The organism is Exiguobacterium sp. KRL4 (assembly GCF_001870785.1).
GTDB lineage: Bacteria > Bacillota > Bacilli > Exiguobacteriales > Exiguobacteriaceae > Exiguobacterium_A.
Genome location: NZ_MOLV01000006.1, coordinates 41185 through 59802, shown reverse-complemented (window position 1 = coordinate 59802; position 18618 = coordinate 41185). Strand labels below are relative to the sequence as shown.

Annotated in this window: 31 protein-coding genes; 28 read left to right on the top strand and 3 right to left on the bottom strand. The window is 46.8% G+C overall.

The features are described 5' to 3' along the window. The 9 genes from BLD48_RS06040 to BLD48_RS06005 all read left to right on the top strand — a co-directional run. The coding region (locus tag BLD48_RS06040) for a sigma-70 family RNA polymerase sigma factor (protein WP_143082919.1) at positions 1 to 586 on the top strand (586 nt) is incomplete at its 5' end. After that, positions 586 to 771: a hypothetical protein gene (locus tag BLD48_RS06035; protein ID WP_071499390.1), complete on the top strand. Its 186-nt coding sequence runs from the start codon at positions 586 to 588 to the stop codon at positions 769 to 771. The genes BLD48_RS06040 and BLD48_RS06035, both read left to right, overlap by 1 nt. 137 nt (positions 772 to 908) lie before the next feature. Then, a complete protein-coding gene (locus tag BLD48_RS06030) occupies positions 909 to 1103 on the top strand; it encodes a hypothetical protein (protein WP_071499389.1) in 195 nt (64 codons plus the stop codon). A gap of 26 nt (positions 1104 to 1129) precedes the next feature. Next, on the top strand, positions 1130 to 1333 hold the full coding sequence (locus tag BLD48_RS06025) for a hypothetical protein (RefSeq protein WP_071499388.1): 204 nt from the start codon (positions 1130 to 1132) through the stop codon (positions 1331 to 1333). Between the two features lie 20 nt (positions 1334 to 1353). Next, on the top strand, positions 1354 to 1641 hold the full coding sequence (locus tag BLD48_RS06020) for a hypothetical protein (RefSeq protein WP_071499387.1): 288 nt from the start codon (positions 1354 to 1356) through the stop codon (positions 1639 to 1641). Positions 1642 to 1673: 32 nt separating this feature from the next. Beyond that, complete coding sequence (locus tag BLD48_RS16260; RefSeq protein ID WP_161487700.1) at positions 1674 to 1847, top strand: hypothetical protein; 174 nt, start codon at positions 1674 to 1676, stop codon at positions 1845 to 1847. Between the two features lie 173 nt (positions 1848 to 2020). Next, a complete protein-coding gene (locus BLD48_RS16165; protein WP_143082918.1) occupies positions 2021 to 2299 on the top strand; it encodes a hypothetical protein in 279 nt (92 codons plus the stop codon). Next, positions 2296 to 2853 (top strand): dUTP diphosphatase, encoded by a 558-nt coding sequence (locus tag BLD48_RS06010; protein ID WP_071499385.1) that lies wholly within the window; start codon positions 2296 to 2298, stop codon positions 2851 to 2853. Before BLD48_RS16165 ends, BLD48_RS06010 begins: the two co-directional genes overlap by 4 nt. 3 nt (positions 2854 to 2856) lie before the next feature. Continuing rightward, a complete protein-coding gene (locus BLD48_RS06005; RefSeq protein ID WP_071499384.1) occupies positions 2857 to 3138 on the top strand; it encodes a hypothetical protein in 282 nt (93 codons plus the stop codon). On the opposite strand, the gene BLD48_RS06000 is transcribed toward BLD48_RS06005, so the two are convergent. After that, positions 3139 to 3396, bottom strand: coding sequence for a hypothetical protein (locus BLD48_RS06000; protein WP_071499383.1), 258 nt, complete (start codon positions 3394 to 3396; stop codon positions 3139 to 3141). It abuts the gene before it with no gap. Positions 3397 to 3488: 92 nt separating this feature from the next. On the opposite strand from BLD48_RS06000, the gene BLD48_RS05995 reads away from it, so the two are divergent. The 4 genes from BLD48_RS05995 (at position 3489) to BLD48_RS05980 (ending at position 7775) form a co-directional block, all read left to right on the top strand. Then, a complete protein-coding gene (locus BLD48_RS05995; protein WP_071499382.1) occupies positions 3489 to 3758 on the top strand; it encodes a hypothetical protein in 270 nt (89 codons plus the stop codon). A gap of 23 nt (positions 3759 to 3781) precedes the next feature. After that, positions 3782 to 4534 carry a P-loop NTPase family protein gene (locus tag BLD48_RS05990; RefSeq protein WP_071499381.1) on the top strand — a complete coding sequence of 251 codons (753 nt, stop codon included), beginning with the start codon at positions 3782 to 3784 and terminating at the stop codon, positions 4532 to 4534. A 717-nt stretch (positions 4535 to 5251) separates the two neighbouring features. Continuing rightward, positions 5252 to 6319: an AAA family ATPase gene (locus tag BLD48_RS05985; protein ID WP_161487699.1), complete on the top strand. Its 1068-nt coding sequence runs from the start codon at positions 5252 to 5254 to the stop codon at positions 6317 to 6319. A gap of 493 nt (positions 6320 to 6812) precedes the next feature. Continuing rightward, positions 6813 to 7775 (top strand): toprim domain-containing protein, encoded by a 963-nt coding sequence (locus BLD48_RS05980; protein WP_071499379.1) that lies wholly within the window; start codon positions 6813 to 6815, stop codon positions 7773 to 7775. A gap of 126 nt (positions 7776 to 7901) precedes the next feature. Here the strand turns inward: BLD48_RS05980 and BLD48_RS16650 are convergent, their stop codons facing one another. Together BLD48_RS16650 and BLD48_RS05970 are read right to left on the bottom strand one after the other, a co-directional pair. Then, entirely contained in the window at positions 7902 to 8093 is a 192-nt protein-coding gene (locus tag BLD48_RS16650) for a helix-turn-helix transcriptional regulator (RefSeq protein ID WP_369825744.1), read from the bottom strand. Between the two features lie 33 nt (positions 8094 to 8126). After that, positions 8127 to 8903 (bottom strand): helix-turn-helix domain-containing protein, encoded by a 777-nt coding sequence (locus BLD48_RS05970; RefSeq protein WP_071499377.1) that lies wholly within the window; start codon positions 8901 to 8903, stop codon positions 8127 to 8129. 249 nt (positions 8904 to 9152) lie between these two features. On the opposite strand from BLD48_RS05970, the gene BLD48_RS05965 reads away from it, so the two are divergent. From BLD48_RS05965 to BLD48_RS05885, 15 genes are all read left to right on the top strand, one after another. Continuing rightward, positions 9153 to 9815: a hypothetical protein gene (locus BLD48_RS05965; protein WP_071499376.1), complete on the top strand. Its 663-nt coding sequence runs from the start codon at positions 9153 to 9155 to the stop codon at positions 9813 to 9815. A 289-nt stretch (positions 9816 to 10104) separates the two neighbouring features. After that, positions 10105 to 10422, top strand: a complete 318-nt coding sequence (locus BLD48_RS05960; protein ID WP_071499375.1) for a hypothetical protein — start codon at positions 10105 to 10107, stop codon at positions 10420 to 10422. An 875-nt stretch (positions 10423 to 11297) separates the two neighbouring features. Continuing rightward, entirely contained in the window at positions 11298 to 11852 is a 555-nt protein-coding gene (locus BLD48_RS05950) for a hypothetical protein (RefSeq protein WP_071499373.1), read from the top strand. After that, positions 11842 to 12276: an OTU domain-containing protein gene (locus BLD48_RS05945; RefSeq protein ID WP_071499372.1), complete on the top strand. Its 435-nt coding sequence runs from the start codon at positions 11842 to 11844 to the stop codon at positions 12274 to 12276. Before BLD48_RS05950 ends, BLD48_RS05945 begins: the two co-directional genes overlap by 11 nt. Before the next feature lie 29 nt (positions 12277 to 12305). Then, complete coding sequence (locus BLD48_RS05940; RefSeq protein ID WP_161487698.1) at positions 12306 to 12458, top strand: hypothetical protein; 153 nt, start codon at positions 12306 to 12308, stop codon at positions 12456 to 12458. After that, entirely contained in the window at positions 12455 to 12736 is a 282-nt protein-coding gene (locus BLD48_RS05935) for a hypothetical protein (protein ID WP_071499370.1), read from the top strand. The genes BLD48_RS05940 and BLD48_RS05935 overlap by 4 nt, the downstream gene beginning before the upstream one ends. Next, positions 12733 to 13017, top strand: a complete 285-nt coding sequence (locus BLD48_RS05930; RefSeq protein WP_071499369.1) for a hypothetical protein — start codon at positions 12733 to 12735, stop codon at positions 13015 to 13017. Before BLD48_RS05935 ends, BLD48_RS05930 begins: the two co-directional genes overlap by 4 nt. Before the next feature lie 443 nt (positions 13018 to 13460). Further along, entirely contained in the window at positions 13461 to 13583 is a 123-nt protein-coding gene (locus BLD48_RS16575) for a hypothetical protein (RefSeq protein ID WP_255366246.1), read from the top strand. Between the two features lie 155 nt (positions 13584 to 13738). Beyond that, positions 13739 to 14479 carry a hypothetical protein gene (locus BLD48_RS05915; protein ID WP_071499366.1) on the top strand — a complete coding sequence of 247 codons (741 nt, stop codon included), beginning with the start codon at positions 13739 to 13741 and terminating at the stop codon, positions 14477 to 14479. Between the two features lie 128 nt (positions 14480 to 14607). Further along, entirely contained in the window at positions 14608 to 15015 is a 408-nt protein-coding gene (locus BLD48_RS05910) for a PDDEXK-like family protein (protein WP_071499365.1), read from the top strand. A 12-nt stretch (positions 15016 to 15027) separates the two neighbouring features. Further along, on the top strand, positions 15028 to 15444 hold the full coding sequence (locus BLD48_RS05905) for a hypothetical protein (protein WP_071499364.1): 417 nt from the start codon (positions 15028 to 15030) through the stop codon (positions 15442 to 15444). Positions 15445 to 15458: 14 nt separating this feature from the next. Then, positions 15459 to 16019, top strand: coding sequence for a metallophosphoesterase family protein (locus BLD48_RS05900; RefSeq protein ID WP_071499363.1), 561 nt, complete (start codon positions 15459 to 15461; stop codon positions 16017 to 16019). Positions 16020 to 16042: 23 nt separating this feature from the next. Further along, positions 16043 to 18154, top strand: coding sequence for a DNA polymerase (locus tag BLD48_RS05895; protein WP_071499362.1), 2112 nt, complete (start codon positions 16043 to 16045; stop codon positions 18152 to 18154). Continuing rightward, positions 18151 to 18384 carry a hypothetical protein gene (locus tag BLD48_RS05890; RefSeq protein ID WP_071499361.1) on the top strand — a complete coding sequence of 78 codons (234 nt, stop codon included), beginning with the start codon at positions 18151 to 18153 and terminating at the stop codon, positions 18382 to 18384. The genes BLD48_RS05895 and BLD48_RS05890 overlap by 4 nt, the downstream gene beginning before the upstream one ends. Then, positions 18381 to 18614 carry a thioredoxin domain-containing protein gene (locus BLD48_RS05885; RefSeq protein WP_071499360.1) on the top strand — a complete coding sequence of 78 codons (234 nt, stop codon included), beginning with the start codon at positions 18381 to 18383 and terminating at the stop codon, positions 18612 to 18614. Before BLD48_RS05890 ends, BLD48_RS05885 begins: the two co-directional genes overlap by 4 nt. Positions 18615 to 18618: the final 4 nt, after the last annotated feature.

The window sequence follows — 18618 nt, the reverse complement described above, 5'->3', positions numbered from 1 at the left end:
TACCGCAACACTCGAAACTACCGCCACCAACGCTAACCAATTAGACTGGACGCAACTAGACGTCACCGTGCGCCAAACCTTGCGTATCCCATCGCTACAATCGTCGATTTCACTGCTTGCGGACAAAGGCGACACCGTCGATGATCTAGCGCAAATTGCGCTAATGAAACTATTCGAGCACTTACCGCAGTACGACGCCAGCAAGTCGTCAATCAATACGTATGCTGCGAATCATGCGCGGCAGGCAGTAACTGATCGGCTTCGTTATTGGTCGATGCCTAAACGCTTACTGGAAACGGCGCCACTGTCGTTCCAACACGAATATGAGCGCGGGAATACGTTAGAAGACGCCATGCCGGCGGTGCTCGACGATTACTTCAGCGATATGGCCGTAGAACGCGCCGTGGATACCGTGAGTCGCGAATTAGGCGGGAAATGCGCACAAGTATTCGAATTGCTGCACATGCAGGATCGTACACAGACGGAAGTAGCGCAGGTAATCGGAGTATCGCAGATGCACGTAAGCCGATTGGCAAAGCGCACGTTTAGCGTGTTACGGCGCGAGTTTAGCGAGGTGGTCGTGTAATGGCGAAACTATCGGATAAATTGTACCTGGAAGCGAGTCACGCGCATTATTTACGGAATATTCCGAAACTTTTACGGTCGTGTGATACAGCGGAAGTTAATCGACTGATACAGATTGTAGAGCGAAAAGACACAGAAATTGAGGCGCTGAAGCTGCACATTAAAGAATTGGAGGCGAAGGCATGAGTACACTGGCACCGGAGCTTGTTTATCTTTGCGGAATGGTATCGGGAATTACGTTTGGACTGCTGATTTGGGCGTCGCATAAGTTCACAAAGATGGTTGAAGCCGATCAAAAGTAAATTTTATAGGGAGATGATGAGATGGAAAAATACTTCGTGTCTTACAGTTATACAACTCCACATAGCTTTGGGTTTGGTCACACGGAAACTACGACAGATCGAAAAATTACCGATATAGATGCTATTAGACATATTGCTGGCGAGATTGAAAAATCTTTCGGTTATCCAAAAGGTTCGACGGTCATTATAAACTTCAAGCGTTTCGATGAAGAATAAAAGTTTGATTTGAGAGGGTGAAGAACGTGGAGATGAAGAAAAATCCTATTTTTATGATTGGTGTCGTGTTCGGTGCGGCGTTAACACACGCTCAAAACCATGTTAACAAAGAATATCCTTTTGCGTCTGAGCAAGAACGAAATGTAAGAATTGAGCATATGACCAACTTGATGCTTTCAGAATTTACTGGCGAACATGTTGAGTTACTTAAGGCAACGATAAAACCTTGATTTCGATGGGAGGAATAAAGATGGAAAAGAAATTATGGATGGTCTACGACAGTGAAGAGGGTCTGATCGGCATTTACGAGGATCTTGATGTCGCAACAAAAGAATACGAAAATCGCAAAGTAGATCAAGAATTTACGGTGGCGGATGGAGTAGGGTTCGAAGGAGACGAGCGAGTAGTCTTGGCTGCAATCAAACGAGATTACCGCGTTATCGACACAGAAGAACCTGTTGTAGAAGAAGACGAACTTGGAAATGAATACGAGTCGGGCGGAACTTATGCTGCGTTTAAAGAGTTCGTGAACGAATAAAACCTTGACTTCGATGGAAGGAGACACCGCAATTGGACGGAGCTATTACGACAATCATCGCCAACACACGAATCATTGCGAAACACAGCGATTGGACCGCACAACAAACGATTGACCATATCCAACGTGAACTCGAGCGCCTGGCTCGCGATGATCGCGCAATCAAAACGCATGAAATACGCAAAGCTAATACTACGAAGGAGTGACGCCAATGGACGCTTTCCCTAACCCCGATATGACTGTCGCCCAAACGCGAGGCCCCGTAAAGGGTACGCGAAAAGCGCCGGCCACCGCAAACTACGCCGAACTACCGTACTCGAAATGGACGGTGACGACGCTAGGCGCTTATTGCAAGGCGCGACATGAGGCGGTACTTAAATTGCCCTACGAACCATTCCGCAATTACGGCGCCGAATCTCGCATGATGAAGCAAGCGCTGCATAAGTATGGCGCAGAAGTCGTGGCATTAGCGTACGATTTCGAGTTAAAACAGTACCGCCCGTCTCCGCAATATCCCGGATTCAGTTTCGGATTTGCGTGGAGTTGGCGTAAAAATGCGTTTAGTCGTGCGTATTTAGCGGTCAGTAAGCCGGCGTCGGGCGACGAAAGTGACGAAGGCAGCGAAACTACTACGGAAAGCCAGGTGGATTGGTTATGAATAAGCCGAATAAAGCGCCAAATAATAAGGAGTTTCCATTAACTCGCGAAACTTGGCGATACATCAAACGTCGCCAAAAGGAACTCGATGACGCGTTCTTAAGTAAGGCGAAGTGGTTACCTAACGATAATGCCCGCCTGAGTGCGCTGCTGATCGAACGTGGCGAACTTATTAACGAGTTTCCGGAAACATTCAAATGGTGGAAGCACAAAGCCGATGATCGAGCGCGAATTATCGATGAGTATATCGACTTGCTGCACTTCTTGGCGGGGATGGACGGGATGCCGGCGGCGTTATTTACGATGGACGGCGGATACTCGCGGATCATGTTCGAAGCTGAAACCGATAAATGGCGCCGATTGAGCAACGATTACGTGCTTGAACAACTACTCGATTATTCGCCGAATCGTGAATATCCGGTACAGAGCGCTTGCAAGGTAGTTGCGCTAGCTACGCATATCATGGGTCGCCTCGGCTTTACTGACGGCGATATCTTGGTGGCGTATGATGCGAAGAACGCCGAAAACTTTAAAAGAATTGCGGAGGGCTACTAATATATGGCGATTAAGGGCGTACCACGTTCCGAACAAGAAACGGTGCTTATCTTTAATGCGGAAACTAAGCGTTGGACCATGCACTCGACGTATCCGCCACATATGCGCAAATGGGGCGACCTAATCGAAAATGTTGCGTCGGTTAGCGAGGACGGGGCGGAAGTTAGCGTCGAAGGCGATATGGTCGAGGGGCTTAGCGTGAGTTTGCGCAAGAAACGCGTAATGAGCGAGGAACAGCGGCAGTTGGCTAGCGAAAGGTTGGCGAATTTGCGTGAGGCGAAGTAATTAGTCTTTCGACAACTTGGCTGGCGGAGATTGCGGGTCGTTCGGGTTATACAGATCGAACAGCTGCTCAAGTTCAGCAAGGACCACTTCTAGCGCTGCGAGTTCACCCTGTAGTTTAGCGATGGTTTCGGAACTCATTTGTACTCCGGTATAAGTGATAGTACCGCCACCGTTGATCTGTTGTCGGATTACTGACTTTCGCAAGCGTAGTGACGTGTAGTACTTTTCTATTTTTGATTTTCGAAATGTTTCAGGCATGGTAAAACCTCCTTTGGTATTACTATTATTATACCCGAATGTATACAAATGTATACGCAAATAAAAGCTTGATTTGAGAGGGCGGAAGTACTATGAAGCAACGTGAGTTCTACTGTACCAAATGCGGACTCTTTCACTGGAAGGACAAGCGGACAGGTGTGAAGGGTTGTCCGAATGCCGCTTGTATCTCCAATGGCGAAAATGAAGTAAGTCGCATTTACGGAGTTAGTTCGATGGCATATGCCTATTATGTCAAGAATCATATCGATGAAATGAAATCTATCGCATGGAGTTCACTTGAATTTGCTCCGGATTACGTACTTGAATACTACAAGAAACAAAGTATCAAGATAAAACTTTGATTTCGATGGAAGGAGGACGCTAAATGACGCAAGCCCCAAGTTTCGACCCATCCACGTCAATCCTGCGCCACTTAGTCGCGGCGAAAACCCCGCCGGCGCAATATCTCGGTCACCATATCGCATTACACGGTGGCAGCGGTATCGGAGGCGCCTTGCAAGCTGCGAATATCCCACAGGATTACCGCCATCTGACGCCACAAGACGCACCGATGTTGGGTACGCAAGCCGACGCAGCACGCGCTGCAAAACGCCTATCCGAACGATTCCGCGAGCACTTCAAGGACGGTTACCGCTTACGATCGGCATACTTGCATTCGACATCGCCAGGTACCGGTAAGACTACGCTAGCTTGCGCCTTACTTAACGAGTTCATTGCGCTCAATTACCTGGCGAAACTAAAAGGATTTCCGCATCATCGCAATCCCGCGTACTTTCTCGATGTGAATGCGTGGCAAGGATCGTATAACTTGGCGGTTGCGCTCGGTAAGGATTCGGCGGAAATGCAGGCGTTTGTTGCGGAACTAAGGATGGCGCAGACGGCGCAATTGATCGTACTCGATGATATTGGAGTGCGGGAAGCGACGCCAGGGTTCCGGACGCACCTGCATACGTTAGTGAATGCGCGAGTGGCCGCAGGGAAACCGACCATCTATACGAGTAATATCGAAATGAAGGAACTAGCGATGGTTTTCGGAGAGCAACGACTAGCCGATCGAGTAAAAGAACAGTGCGTAGAGATTGCGTTTACTGGCGAAAGTAAGCGTGGATTACGATGAAAACAGTAATTTCCTTCTCCTAGGAGGAATGGATCATAATTATTTAAAAGGTCTTTTGAACTCATAAACGTTAAAACGCCTTATTTCAATATATCTCAAAAGGCGGACTACAGCCTTTTTGAATTTGTTTGACCTGATTTTCAATGCAAGGGGTTATTTTTTCTTAATTCAACGATAACCTATATCTTGTAGGCAAATAGGTTTAGAAACGTCTAAAACGTCTATATAAAGTATATTGGCATGTGCTAAACTCAATATATAGTGTTGTTCGGTCGGAAAATAAAAATAGATCGAATAAGATTTACACTCGGAAGTTTGTCATTAACGCAAATAGTAGACACATACTTTTGACCTATTGTACTGATCGTAGTAATAGCGACGGGTTCACTGGAAAATAAGCGGATTTCATTTGTCCTTGTCAGATAGCAAAAACCGCTTAACAATTAACTTATACCTGGGAGGTAGCAAATGGCAGATTACGCAGCACGCCTTATTTCGCAATTGATCGATAACCGCGACCCGAAGTTACTCACGATTAGCGGACTGGTACAACGAGACATGGCCACGCAACTACTCGAAAACACTTACGAGTTTTGCGCCCAGCACTATGAACAAACGAACGAGATACCTACGCTCGATACCGTCACTTACGAAATTCCGGAGTTTGCTGACGTATACACGCCAAATGGCGATACTCCTACGTATTTAGTTGCCAAGATGAAGGAACAGCGCGGTAAAAACGAAGTTGTGCGGATTCTTGAGAGATACGTTACAGATCAGGAAAAATTCGACAGTACCCCGTTACAAAATTTTACCGGAGAGTTGATTGACGAGCTAAATCGCGCTAAACTAAGTACAAGTGTTCGTAGTTCGGGTGTAGAAATGCGAACAGCGAAATCAGCTTTTCAGGAAGAATACTCCAAACGTAAAGCCGGAACAAGTAGCAAGCGATGGCCTTCGAAATTCCCGGTAATCGGCGACTACCATTCGGGCAATATGTATGCGGTCTTTGCGAAGTCCGGCCGGGGTAAGTCGGTTATTACATTGGAGGAAGGCGTTCATGCTGCGTTTGAAGGCGCTAACACATTGATTTGGTCGCTCGAGATGTCTACGTACGAAGTGTTGTGCCGGGCATTATCGATTATCAGCGCTCGATTCGGTGCTACCGGCCGGACCCGCGACGATCATAACGAAGGTTTCGATAACCTGGCGATGCTTGGCGCAAGTCTTAGCGAATCCGACGAAGCAGCGTTATGGGACGTGTTTGACCATTACATGGCGCAGATTCCCGGTCGACTCGTCATTAAGGGCGCCGATGATCCGAGCCTTACGTCACGCACCGTAGACGACTTGGAAACGGATATTATCGAGACTGGCGCTAACTTCGTAGTACTGGATCCAATCTATTTGATGGATTATGAGGCGAATACGAGTAAGACCGCAGGCGGCGATGTAGCGAATACAAGCAAGAAACTGCGTCGTATGATCGGTCGCCAGCAAGTCGTGTTATTGATTGTTACGCAAGCTGAAGAGGATAATACGCAGAATGGCGAAGACGTTCGTACGGTGGCGCCTCCACCGCGGAATGCCGTCAAGAAGTCAAAAGCGATTCTCGAAGATAGTACGCTGCTGATTGCGTTTGATAGCGCAGACGATACGGCTCGTATTGAAATCGGGAAGGGGCGTAATGGAGGCGAAGGGGATTCGGCTGATCTCGTATTCTTACCGCGATACGGATTGGTCTATCAATTGACGGATAGCGAAGTGTTTGCGAATGCTTTCTAAAAAGGTGTATGGCGCAAGCGTTCGCTGCCTCTTAAAAAAATCGATACAAATGTTATAGGATTTAGGGTGCTTGCTGTATATTGGAATTATAGTAACGCAATATGACGCAGTATGGTGCAGGAATCACGCGTATTGGTGCAAGAATGGCGCAGATGACGTAGCTAATCGGGTGTGAGCGCGGCTAATCGCCCGTAAACGACTTTAACTGAAATGGTCGCCAATGCCGAAGTAATCTAAAATAAAGACATGCCCAACGAAGACTCAAATATGCTTGTAATACATTTAAAAGATGATTACGATCATTTTGCAGGGGCAGGTAGTTTTAAAAATCATTTTGAAATGGCTTTCATATCAATAGGCAATATATAATATTGATGCAACGGTAGTTTTTCCGAGATGTACTTTTAATCTGCCAGTTTATCTATCAAACTAGAATCATCACGTAGAAAAATCGAACTGACGTTTGTTATAACATCGGAGGAGGCGCTGCTAGTTGCTGACGAAACACGAAATCAACGAAGTCATGACGCTGATCGACGTCGAAGAAGAGTTGCGGGAGTTTGAATGGCCTGGCGCCAATTGGTCGCAAGACAAGTTAATTGCGAAAAGCCCGTTCCGTGACGATCATTCACCGAGCTTCTTCGTTAACTTAACCGGTGACTTGAAAGGCGTGTGGGCCGACTCGGGCGCTACCGACGATCGTTACGCAAAAGGCGGATGGCTGAAGTTAATCGCACATTTGCGCGGGATTAGCGTCGAAGAAGTGGTTGACGAGTATCGTGGACTATTGACGCAGCGTACGACCACGACCGAGTTACCGCAATTCAAATTAGGTTTGCGGAGTAAGGCGCCCAAGCCGGCCTTAGTTGGAACGAGTGGGTCGATAGCTACCGCACCATGCGATTATTTACAGGACCGCGGGATATCGACGCAAGTCAGCGGTGCGCTCCGCATTAGCTACGATCCGGCGCGGAAGGCGATAGTCATCCCGTGGTATGACGCTAAGGGCGACTTGGTTGCGATGAAATACCGAAGTGTCCGCGATAAGAAGTTCTGGTATGCGCCCGGTGGCCGTCCGATTTCGGAGCTAGTCTACGGCATTGACCGCGTACACAAGCGCCAGTTTAAGACAGTCTGCGTAGTTGAGGCGGAGATTGACGCCATGTCGTTGATGACTGCGGGGTTTCCGGCGGTTGCTACCGGAGGGGCTGCGGTGAGTCGCGCTAAAATCGATATTCTGCGAGGAAGTCCGGTCGAGCGATTTATTATCGTACCCGATGCGGATGGAGCAGGGGAGCGATGGGCAGCGGAGTTGGAACGCGGTTTGAAGGGTTACGCAGAAGTGCGGGTCGAGCGGTTGGGTGCGCAGTTTGGCGTGAAAGATGCGAATGATGCGTTGATGGCGCAAGGTTGCGAAGGATTGCGTCACAATTTGGGAAAATTCTTTGACAGGTAATGTAAATTATAGTGCCATTTTTAAAAAACGGTGATAAAATTACAACTAACGGGCACGAACGTGCTCAAAAATGGCGGAAGCTGAGACAGCCCCCGCCAGTCATTTACTCTTGTTGTTTTTATAAAACTATGCTTCTACCAAAACCCAATCGTATAGAGATTCTATCGTAACACCGAAGTACTGTGCGATTGAATACGCAACATCAATCGGTAAGGGCCTGTATCCTTTAACATAGTTGTACATTGATCTCCTACTAACATGAACTCGTTCTGCTAGATCAGGTGCTGTCATATTATGACTGTCAAGGAGCTGCCCCAAGCGGATATTAGTCGCTTTGTAGGCAGCCAAGCATTATTCCTCCTTATTATCTTTAGTAGAAGTGCCTATATCACTTTGATTAAGCTTACCACCATTTGTATGCCGATAAATCGTGTTAACGTAATGTTTTGCTTCCTTTTCTTTTAGATAGTATTTAGAAAGTATTTCATTGAATTGTTCAATTGCTTCTTTTAAATCAATTTCAGGTCCTTTATTTGGAATACCTATTGTAAATATTTCGTTGGCAGACGTGTCTGTATCTTTTATTTCCCTAAGAATTGCAGTAGGTATCTTCACATCTTTACCTTTGTACTCAGTAGTTTCGTCGAACTTAGTTAGATTTGCTTTCATTTGGCGATTGAGTTTTTCAGATGATGTGATAAATGTGTACAAATCATTCACTTCACACTCCAGGAATTCTGAAATCTGAATCAATGTATCCATGTGTACAGTCTCATTTTTAGAAATACTTGTTCTGATCGTAGAGTTAATGTTGAGGTAATCACACATGTTAGATAGTTTAATTCCATAACGAGCTATCAACGCATACATCGGTGAGTAGTCGATATGTTTATCCTTTGGGGAGCCTACCAGTACTTTATTAATTATTCTCTTCGCGTAAGAGGTAAGGCCTTCCGGTAGCGCTGTATCCATGTTTTCCTCGCGATCCAGTTCGCTAATTCGCTCTAAAACCACTAGCTCATGTCTTAGGTTTTTCACATTTCCTTCTAAACTAGGTGAGTCGTCCTCGATTTCATCTAGCACGTGGTGAAGTAATTCTATATACCTAGTTAGTTGCTCTCCGTTCATTTTAAAAACCCTCTCTATCTTGTTCTTAATAAGATTTTACAACTGTATAGTCTATTTTACAACTTTTATTGTAAATAAGGACTCGGGGGTCTAAATAAACTACTTTTTAGATTGAAATTATTATTTATTTGATTTACTATAATGTTTAAGGGCCGCAAGGAAAATTTTTAGTATTTTTATAATTATCCATGACCGAATTGTTGATTTCTTGCGGATTATAGGTAGGGATAAAAGAAAGAGGTGTTGTGTTTGTTTAAAAAACTAAGTCCTGAAGATTTGCTGGACTCACTATTCAATGATTTTTTCGAAAAAGATGTTTCAAGGTTTGCTTTTACTTCCGGTGTCGGTAGGTTAGATGCAGAAGAAGCAGTTAGCACTGCTTATCACGAAATGTATAACGAAGTTTTAAGTGGTAAAATAACACCTGACACACCGACCGACCTTCATCGTCTGACTTTAAAAAGATGTGGCGATCGGTGCAAGGACCACATAAGAAGGGTCACAGCAAAAAAATTCGTTAAAAGTATCCCGCTGGAACCGGAAAACTTGGATTACGTCATACAATCGGAGAATGTACGATCGACACGCCAAACGCTCGTGCTGCTCTCCACAAAAAAAAGTATCGGTAGCGCCCGCCAAGAGCTACTAACCGATACCTTCCGACTTTTCTGCAAAACAGCTACTGATAAAATGTTCGCAGAAGTACTTATGGAGATGGTTCACGCCAATGAAACATCTTCCTTCGACTGCACAGAGGTGGCACGCCAATGCCATAATCTCTATGAACTGACGGGCACACTTGATTCGACTCGCCGAAAAGTATCCCGCTTCTTCGAAAGACTGCGTATTTTCATTTCTAAAAACCGCAATTTTGTCGAAGACTACCATTCTTTAACTTCACTTTTAGCCTAGTAGACTACCACATCTTTCTAGACCGTATAAATGTAGACCGTACAAAAATCAATGTTGCCCATCGACGTTTGTAACGAGGAGCGATGGTGTTGTTTTTCCAACATCATCAGCTTACCTCTATAATACAAAACTTGAGTTTGTCTCTCAATAGAGAGTTCACTTATTTTTGTGTCAGTTTGGGCTATGAAAAGACGATATTATTTCGTATCCGGCGATATCTCATAAATAAGTACGAGATCAGCGCTCTTGATACGCATCTATTCCCAACACAACGGAGGTTGAAACTACTATGAAACAATCCACGATAATTAACCGCAGAAAGTCCGCTCTTAAACGCCGCATTTCGCTAATCAATCTCACCAACGATATTAACTTCAAACGCTGTATCGCGACCAACCACGCAATCGTCCGTTTTATCGAACGGATCAATCCGCAAGCCTGCCGTATTACGGCGGACCATGCGATTCAACACGCTTTCAAAAACGCTGAGTACGTCGGCCGTCATGTGAACGAAGCTGGCGAGCCATCGCGAGTGTACCGGAATGGTGCGCTGATCATGCGACTTGCGCTGCACGAAAATGTCGTCATTACGGTGTTTGCGAAATAGGTTACGAGTTCATATGAACTTGTTTATAGACCTATCATATCGCAGATGAGCACGTTTGTACACAATAACTGCGGAAGTTTCCGTTAAAAATTCGGTCAATGAGTGTCTTTCGGTGTTCTTTCAAAGACATTGCGTGACATTCCGTAGCCTTTTGCAACGCCTACAAATACCCATACGGGGCAGAGTATGAATAAGTTTCAAGAAACGGGTGATTAATTTTGAAAAAGTTACCTACAAAAGAAAAACATCGCCTACTGTCGGTTGGTTTCAAACAGTGTTCGAAATGTCTGATTGTTTACCACAAGGATTACTTTCGACCTGAGCAGTTCCGAAACGGTGGGCGCTGTTATTTGTGCTTACTTTCTTATAAACAAACTAAGGTCACCAATCGATACGGAAAAGCCCGTAAAACTCCAGGGCAACGTTATCGGGATCGTTTTATGGAGGCTTGTGGTTATAAAAAATGCAATAAATGCTTGGTCACACTACCCGTGGCTGAGTATCACGGTTTACAAACAATATGCAACGAGTGCACAAAAAAGAGCGGAAGGATTAAGGAGTACCTCAACGGTTTTAATCTCCGTAAATGCGCAACTTGTATGGGTTATCAAGAGCGACACAAGTTTTACTGTAGACCCTGTGGGCAGTACACAAGTAATTGCCGTGATTGCGAAGCGGATCGATTGCTTGCGTGGAAGTCAGAGAACTCCGAACGTTATCGGAATTTGGTTAGAAACGGTGCCGGTCGCCGTCGTGCGCGAATCCGCAATCTGCACCATAAGCCGATCACTAGCGAAGAATACGAAATACTGCGAGCACAACGCATTAAGATATTTGGTGAATAAATTACGTCGGGCGACGAAAGGGTGGCGAGGATGGGCGGAGTGATCGAGTTCACCACGAAGGACACGAAACAATGCATGAAGTGTGGCGAGGTTAAGTCGTTAGACGCGTTTAACGCGGATAAACGAGGTAAGTATGGGCAGAAATCAGTGTGTAAAGATTGTGAACGCAAATATCGTCAAGAAAACAAAGAACGTATAGCCGAACGGATGCGCAAATACCGCAAAGAAAATAAAGAGCGAATAGCTGAGCGAAGCCGCGGATACTACGAAGAAAATAAAGAGCGAATCAGAGAATACCACGAAGAAAATAAAGAGCGAATAGCTGGACGAAAACGCAAATACAACCAAGAAAATAAAGAGCGAATAGCTGAATATATGCGCAAATATCATGAAGAAAATAAAGATAGACGGAATGGGTATTCGCGTAAATACGCAAAAGAAAATCCCGAAGCCAGTCGTCGTGCCCATCGAAAACGCCGCGCCTTAATCCGCAACCTACCGCATCAACCGCTAACACCGCAGCAATACGAGATCCTGCATCGTCAAAAACACGAAATCTTCGGAGGTATCGTCAGTGGAAATTAAATTCGAACTCGATCACTTTATCCCGCTTGCCTGCGGTTGGGGTGCTGACTCTTTCTTAAACGTCGCATATATCCCGAAATCCTGGAATAACTCGAAACTTGCGCAGCATCCTTTTGAATGGGCCGATCGATACTTCACGCTACCCGACGCTTTTGGTACTCGGGCGCAATTCGACGCCGTAGCGCAGGAAATCGCCACCCGCAATAACATCACCGTCGAATATCTGCGAGAGGTTTGCGACTGGGCGTTTGCGAATGCGCGAACTGTCGAAGAAGCCGATATGGATGCGGAGTTATTCGGTCGTGTGGACGCAATTGGCGCATATCGAGCGGTACAGAAGACTAAACACGAAATGGCGGCGTTGTTAGTTGCGGAAACTACGGAGGATACCGAATGGATTATGAACTTACTACAGATTGCGTAACGTCACGACTGACTGCGCTAATCACGAATATGCCGGCACTACGAGTCACTGAAGAATTAACGGAATCGCAACTACGCCAAATTGAATTGGTGACTGCGCGGTTTAACGAAAACTTGCGAGCTAATGCGGTCGATTACGATGAAACCGACGAAGCGGCGGAAATGGAGTTGGAATACGCATGATTAAACTTCTGCGAAAATGGTTCGACAAGAGGCGCCATGAACGTTACCGCAAACAAGACATCAAAGAGGCGCTTGAAGAAATTGCGTATCACGAAAAGCAAATCGAAACATATCGACGGAAGAAACAAGCTAGAGCTGCGGCATATTACTTTTTCGATGGCACTCGAAGCGGCCATAATCGGGCGATTCGCGCTATTGACTTGTATGAAGAAGCTATCGATCAACACTTAATCAGGCATTCGCTTGTTGCCGAAAGATTGCGGGAGTTGCGCAAATGATGTGGCGCATACAGCACTTCTTACTGACGCTCCAGTGGCGACTGATCGGGCATCGATACAAAGACATCGTAGAATTGCGCCTGCATCACTATCAACTGCTTGTTGACGCAAGCATCCGGACGTCTGCGAAGTATTACTACGCGATGTGGGTCGCTGAAACCGAAGATGAGCGCGAGCAGGCTTTCGAAGAAGCTCGCCAGTTACAGATTATCGAAGATGAACGTGCTGCGGAGTTAAGGGCAATCGAAGTTACGTTGCCTAAATGTTTCTTCGTCTATTAACGAAAGGGTGAGCGAAATGCTTCAACTAATCCGAAAGTACTTGCACGCCTACCGCTACCGACGCGAACTTGCGGAACTCAAGCGGCTTCAGCGTGAACATGACGAGAACTTACTTTGCGCAATGATGGCGAGTACTGTATCTGAATCCGCGTTATTTATCACTACCGCTGACGAGTATAAGGCCAAAATTGACGAACTTAAGGCGGAAATTTACGGAGGTACGAAATGATTAATCCTTTTCGAAAGCTACGTTACCGGCGCGAGATTGCGGACCTTGAATTTCATGAAGGTATTTGCGCTGAATATGAGCGCAAAAAAGCACAGTTGTGCGAGAACTTTGGTTGGTATCGTAACCAAGACGAAGTTATGAAATGTAGCAGAATCATTGCGCAACATCGATATTGGATCGAGCATTTGAAGGCGCAAATTAACGGAGGTACCAAATGACGACAATCCTAACAGCCGTCGCCGGATTAGCGATAGCACTCGTTCTTATCGCAATTGGCGGCGTTTTCCTGGCGTATCTCGCGGTAATCCTCGACAAAATTCTCGATAAGTATTATTAAACCTCGCAGTCGTACGCTGCAGGTAACGCCCGACCACGCACACTCACGATCGGACGGCGCCTGGAACGCATGAAACGCGGTTCACATATATAGCGACATAGGTACGTCAGTAACGCAAAATATACGGCGCACTGCGCCAAATGGAGGAATGCGATTTGGCATTTACACGAGGAAATACGGCAATTCAATCGGCATTATCGGAGTCAGGCGGCAACGGCGGTCGTGCAAGCACCTTCGCCAGCTTCAAATCCGGCAGCTCTTATAAGGTCCGCATCAACTCGCTCGACGACGTAGTCGGTTACGAAGCAGCGTCGGTCTTTAAGGTCTTCGATACGACTCCGGTAGAAAAGCGCTCACTTTACCACAAAGCGGCGGAGTTACTTTATCTCGACGCTAAAAACGCCAAAGACGAAAGCACTGCGGAAGCCATTCGCAAGCAGGCGTACTTGGTTAAACCGAAGCCACGCTATATCTTGGCCGCGATCGACCTCGAAACTGGCGAAAAGCTCTACGTCGACCTTACGAAAAACCAAGCGAAGGCAGTCATCGCAGTCGTTCAGAAGAAAGCGAAGAAGCTCGACAGCTTGGCGTTTGAACTAACGAAGACTGGCGAAAGTACTTCGACGGCCGTCAGCTTGACGCAGCTTGACGAAGACGAATTGGATGCGAAAGAACTTGAAAACTTCGGTAAGTCGAAGGGTGTCGAATTTGCCGACGAGGACTTCGAAGCCCTGTTGCAATACAAAGGCGAAGACGAACAGCTCGACGACTTGTATCAATTCGACCGTAAGCTCGCGGATCGTGTCGCAGGTAAGCCGTCAGTGCAAGCAGTTCGCGATCCTTTCGATGATCCTAGCGGTCGGATCGAACTCACAGATGATGATATGCCTTTCTAATTAAAACCACGTAACATTTGCGCCGGTTAACCCCGGCGACATATCTTCGCAGGATTGCGTAAAGGCGGTTCGATTCCGACTGAAGGTACTAAACGAAACTATAAAACGCAGAGGAACGGTGAACATCTATGTCAACGCCAACTAATTACGCATTACTCACGCCTGAAGTACTAACATCCGCTCAAACCGGTCGACTTTCGGAGCTTACCGCAGCCGTCGCCTTGATTCGCAATGGCTACGAAGTGGCAGAACCACTTGTCGTCAGCTCGTACGATTATTTAATCAAACGCCCTGGTAGCGATGTATTCGAAAAGGCACAAATTAAAACGGTATATGTCCGAGAAGACCGCGACGGCGCCTTAGTCGTAAAGGGTGCGAAAAATAACGGTATGCCATATTCACTCGATGAGGCATCGGTCATCATCGGAGTCGACCGCTTCTCGGCGTACATTATCGAAAACCGCGAGCAGTCCGAATACTGGGCGAAAGATGAAGTTGTGGCCGCCGGTAAATGGGAGAAAGTTTCGCTGCTATAAGGAGGACGCCGGATGGATTGGATGCGGGAGGTTGATCGACGCGCTGGCTACGATGACTACTACACACGAAAAAAGTTAAGTAACGGCATGACCGCCTACGTTTCGCTGATCAGCGATGTTCCTAAAATGGATTCTCGCCAATACTTTTACGTTGCGTTAGTCATCGCCAAAAAGCGCAAGGCAATCGCTCGTACCGATTATTTCGATGATCGCATGACTGGCGACGGTTCGTTAGAAGGTTTGATATTTGCGAAACAAGCGATTACCGACTTTGAAGCGTCGTGGGCCGGTCCACGTAATATAGCGCTCGTAGTCGGTGGTAGCGATAGTCGGCGCCAAAAACTATATGAACGGTATTTTCCACGAATGGGTTTCGTAAAAGAGCGCAGAGACGGCGCAATGGTAATGATTAAGCGGATTGATACGTGAAGGGGCGGATACAAGTGGAGTATTTCATTTCTGATATTCATTTTTGTCATAAGAACATTCCGAAATTTGAGGAAACACGAAGTCATTTCGGTGAAGATATCGATTTAATGAACGAAACAATCATCAACAACTGGAATGCTGTCGTCACCAACGAAGACACGGTGAACATTATCGGCGATGTTGGAATCGGGGCGCAGTCAGGGATTGTTGCTTGTGTTCAGCGACTAAACGGAAAACTAAAGCTATGGCCAGGTAATCATGATCACGGTAACTTGCTCAAGCGACTAGAGAACGAAGCAGGTATCGAAGTCATGCCGTATATGACGAAAATGAAGACTCACGGAATCGTAGTCTTTGTAACGCATTACCCGATGGATATCGGTGAGCGACCGAATCTCTTCAATATCCACGGGCATATCCACGGTATGCCGAGCCGGCTACGTAATCAGATTAACGTTGGAATCGACCAAGATTGGGGATTACCGTTCGGACAACCAATTCCGAAAGAGATGGTCGAGGCGCGCATCATCGCCGTTTCCGAAGTATTGCGGGAAGAACGAGAACTATCTAACTGACAAAGTGAAAAGGAGTGACGCATATGGCGCTAGTAGAAATGAAACTCGATGCAACTGATAAGGCGGCAGCAACACGAAAATCGGCGGTATCTCGCGCCAAAGCCAAGCAAAAGCCGGCAGAATCGATGGAAGACGCATGGCAGCGTGTAATGGCAACTAAATTATCTGACGCTGATCGAGCGAAGTTACTGCGCGTCAAGGCGGCACTCGAAGCCGGTAAGATCGGTCGCCATGCGGATAAACTCGCTAAACGATTCAGCAAAGCCGAAGCCCAAGCACTGTACCGCGATTTAGTCGAAATCGAACGGGTGTCCACGCTAAAACAAATGGTTGCGAATACTCCGGACAATTACGTCATGGTGCGGGACTTCGAAAGTCTTTGGAATATGATTGCGGTGCTCGAGCAGGAACCGATTATTGCGGTTGATACCGAGACGACCGGACTCGACGTGTATAGCGATGTGATCGTAGGAATGTCGTTTACGGCACCGACTGCGGATATCCATTATTACGTCCCGACGGATCATGTCGAAAAGACGTCAATTAGTACGGCGACTGCACTGGCGGGACTGGAATCAATACTCGCCAACGAAAACATCGGTAAGGTCTTGCATAACGCCAAATACGATATCCATATGTTCCGCCGGCATGGCGTCGATATGCGCGGTTTGGCGTGGGATACGCAAGAGGCGATGCAACTTCTTAACGAAAATGAACCGTCGATGGCGCTCAAAAACTTAGCGACCAAGTATTTAAACGAACCTTCCGATACTTTTAGCGAACTATTCGGTAAGGACGCCAAGTTTGCGGAAGTGCCGCTCGACGTCGCCATGGTGTATGCAGCGAAAGATACGCATATTACCTGGAAACTGTACGAGTTCCAACGCAAACACTTCGCCAAGATGCCGTCGATTGAGCGTTACATGCGAGAAGTGGAAGTCCCGCTGATTTACGCAATCGTCGATATGGAGCGCAATGGCTTCGTTATCGATCTTGAGTTTGCGAAAACGTACGGTAGCGAGATGAAACTACGCCTGGATGCGCTTGAGGCGGAATTGGTCGAAGAGTTAAACGGAATCAACCTTAATTCTCCGGCCCAACTGAAACCGGCGCTTGAGGCGTTGATCGGACGCAAGCTAGAAAGTACCGACGCTAAGAAGGTGCTGAAGCCACTTGCGAAAGACTATCCGACGATTGCGAAGTTACTCGAGTACAAAGGCGATATGAAACTGTATTCGACGTATATCTCGCGACTTCCGGAATTGATCCATGCGAAAACTGGGCGCCTTCATGCGCAGTTCCGACCGAATGGGACCGTAACCGGTCGCTTCAGTAGTGGCGGTAACGGTGTGAATTTACAAAATCAACCAAAATCGGCGCGGAAGCTATTCAATGCTCCGAAAGGTCACGTCATCATGGGCGGTGACTGGTCGCAACAAGAGGTCCGAGCGCTGGCTTACTTCACGCAAGAACCGACACTACTCGAAGCCTACGCAACCGGTCGAGATATCTACGCTTCAATGGCGTCGGAAGTCTATAACAAACCGTACGAAGAATGCGGCGACGGTACTTTCGAACGTAAGGCGATGAAGGTCGGAGTCCTATCATGTATGTACGGCACTGGTCCGGCGACACTTGCGCAACAACTCGGTATTACCCGTCCGGAAGCTGACGCATTTATCGAAGATTTTTTCAAACGATTACCGATGGTCCAGGCGTGGATTGACGGAAATAAGCGCTATGCTGCGCGACATGGTTTCGTTTGGATGGACGGGGAGCAGCGGAAACGTCGTTTGCCTGACGCAAAGAAGCGAGTTCGTGGTTATGATCGCGATAAAAGTCGTGCTGAACGCCAGGCGACTAACGCAATTATCCAGGGGAGTAGCGCCATTCAAACGAAAGTAACGCTGATTGCGCTACACGATCTGTGTAAGCGAAAAGGATGGCAGTTATGGGCGACCGTACACGATGAGGTACTACTGGTAGTGCCGGAAGATATCACGGATGCGGAAGTTAGCGAGTTTGAGCGCGTCATGCTCGAAAGTTATCCGTTTGGTGACGTCCAAAATAAGACAGATATCGAAATCGGGCGTTGCTGGGGCGAAATGAAATCACGAAAGGAATGGTTTGCATGAAATTATTCATCGAACGGTTAAAAATCTGTGCTGCAACGCCATTAGGCTCTTGGCTAATTGTATGCGGGCTATTGTTAGTAGCCTTCAATTTACCGGAATCTGCTGCACTTGCACTGCTCTTATTTTCGGTAGTCGTCGCAGCACACTTATTGATATACCTCATAGCGGTAATTATTTTTTTGTTTATCATCGAACCATTCTTTACTAAAAAAGGAGTTGACCGCAAGTGAATACGAAACTAATTAAATTCGGTCGAAGAGGGTGCGCCCCTTGCGCCGAACTCGATCAAGCGCTAACTGCGGCAAACATCGAACACATTGCGATGGACGTCGAAGAAACCCCGTCAGCAGCCGCACAATACGGAATTATGTCGGTGCCAGTCATCGTGCATCACGGTCAGAAGATTATCGGAGGCGAGCGCTGTATTGCGTACGTCCGGTCGTTAGCAGGTGCGAAATGATGAT

Bases quoted from the DNA above. Each gene is read 5' to 3' on its own strand.
- BLD48_RS16575 (WP_255366246.1), top strand. From the start codon at position 13,461: ATGACGACAATCCTAACAGCCGTCGCCGGATTAGCGATAGCACTCGTT.
- BLD48_RS05930 (WP_071499369.1), top strand. From the start codon at position 12,733: ATGATGTGGCGCATACAGCACTTCTTACTGACGCTCCAGTGGCGACTG.
- BLD48_RS05890 (WP_071499361.1), top strand. From the start codon at position 18,151: ATGAAATTATTCATCGAACGGTTAAAAATCTGTGCTGCAACGCCATTA.
- BLD48_RS06020 (WP_071499387.1), top strand. From the start codon at position 1,354: ATGGAAAAGAAATTATGGATGGTCTACGACAGTGAAGAGGGTCTGATC.
- BLD48_RS06035 (WP_071499390.1), top strand. From the start codon at position 586: ATGGCGAAACTATCGGATAAATTGTACCTGGAAGCGAGTCACGCGCAT.
- BLD48_RS05990 (WP_071499381.1), top strand. From the start codon at position 3,782: ATGACGCAAGCCCCAAGTTTCGACCCATCCACGTCAATCCTGCGCCAC.
- BLD48_RS05935 (WP_071499370.1), top strand. From the start codon at position 12,455: ATGATTAAACTTCTGCGAAAATGGTTCGACAAGAGGCGCCATGAACGT.
- BLD48_RS05985 (WP_161487699.1), top strand. From the start codon at position 5,252: ATGAAGGAACAGCGCGGTAAAAACGAAGTTGTGCGGATTCTTGAGAGA.
- BLD48_RS05970 (WP_071499377.1), bottom strand. From the start codon at position 8,903: ATGAACGGAGAGCAACTAACTAGGTATATAGAATTACTTCACCACGTG.
- BLD48_RS05950 (WP_071499373.1), top strand. From the start codon at position 11,298: ATGGGCGGAGTGATCGAGTTCACCACGAAGGACACGAAACAATGCATG.
- BLD48_RS05995 (WP_071499382.1), top strand. From the start codon at position 3,489: ATGAAGCAACGTGAGTTCTACTGTACCAAATGCGGACTCTTTCACTGG.
- BLD48_RS05895 (WP_071499362.1), top strand. From the start codon at position 16,043: ATGGCGCTAGTAGAAATGAAACTCGATGCAACTGATAAGGCGGCAGCA.
- BLD48_RS05905 (WP_071499364.1), top strand. From the start codon at position 15,028: ATGGATTGGATGCGGGAGGTTGATCGACGCGCTGGCTACGATGACTAC.
- BLD48_RS05960 (WP_071499375.1), top strand. From the start codon at position 10,105: ATGAAACAATCCACGATAATTAACCGCAGAAAGTCCGCTCTTAAACGC.
- BLD48_RS06030 (WP_071499389.1), top strand. From the start codon at position 909: ATGGAAAAATACTTCGTGTCTTACAGTTATACAACTCCACATAGCTTT.
- BLD48_RS06010 (WP_071499385.1), top strand. From the start codon at position 2,296: ATGAATAAGCCGAATAAAGCGCCAAATAATAAGGAGTTTCCATTAACT.
- BLD48_RS05910 (WP_071499365.1), top strand. From the start codon at position 14,608: ATGTCAACGCCAACTAATTACGCATTACTCACGCCTGAAGTACTAACA.
- BLD48_RS06005 (WP_071499384.1), top strand. From the start codon at position 2,857: ATGGCGATTAAGGGCGTACCACGTTCCGAACAAGAAACGGTGCTTATC.
- BLD48_RS06000 (WP_071499383.1), bottom strand. From the start codon at position 3,396: ATGCCTGAAACATTTCGAAAATCAAAAATAGAAAAGTACTACACGTCA.
- BLD48_RS05940 (WP_161487698.1), top strand. From the start codon at position 12,306: ATGCCGGCACTACGAGTCACTGAAGAATTAACGGAATCGCAACTACGC.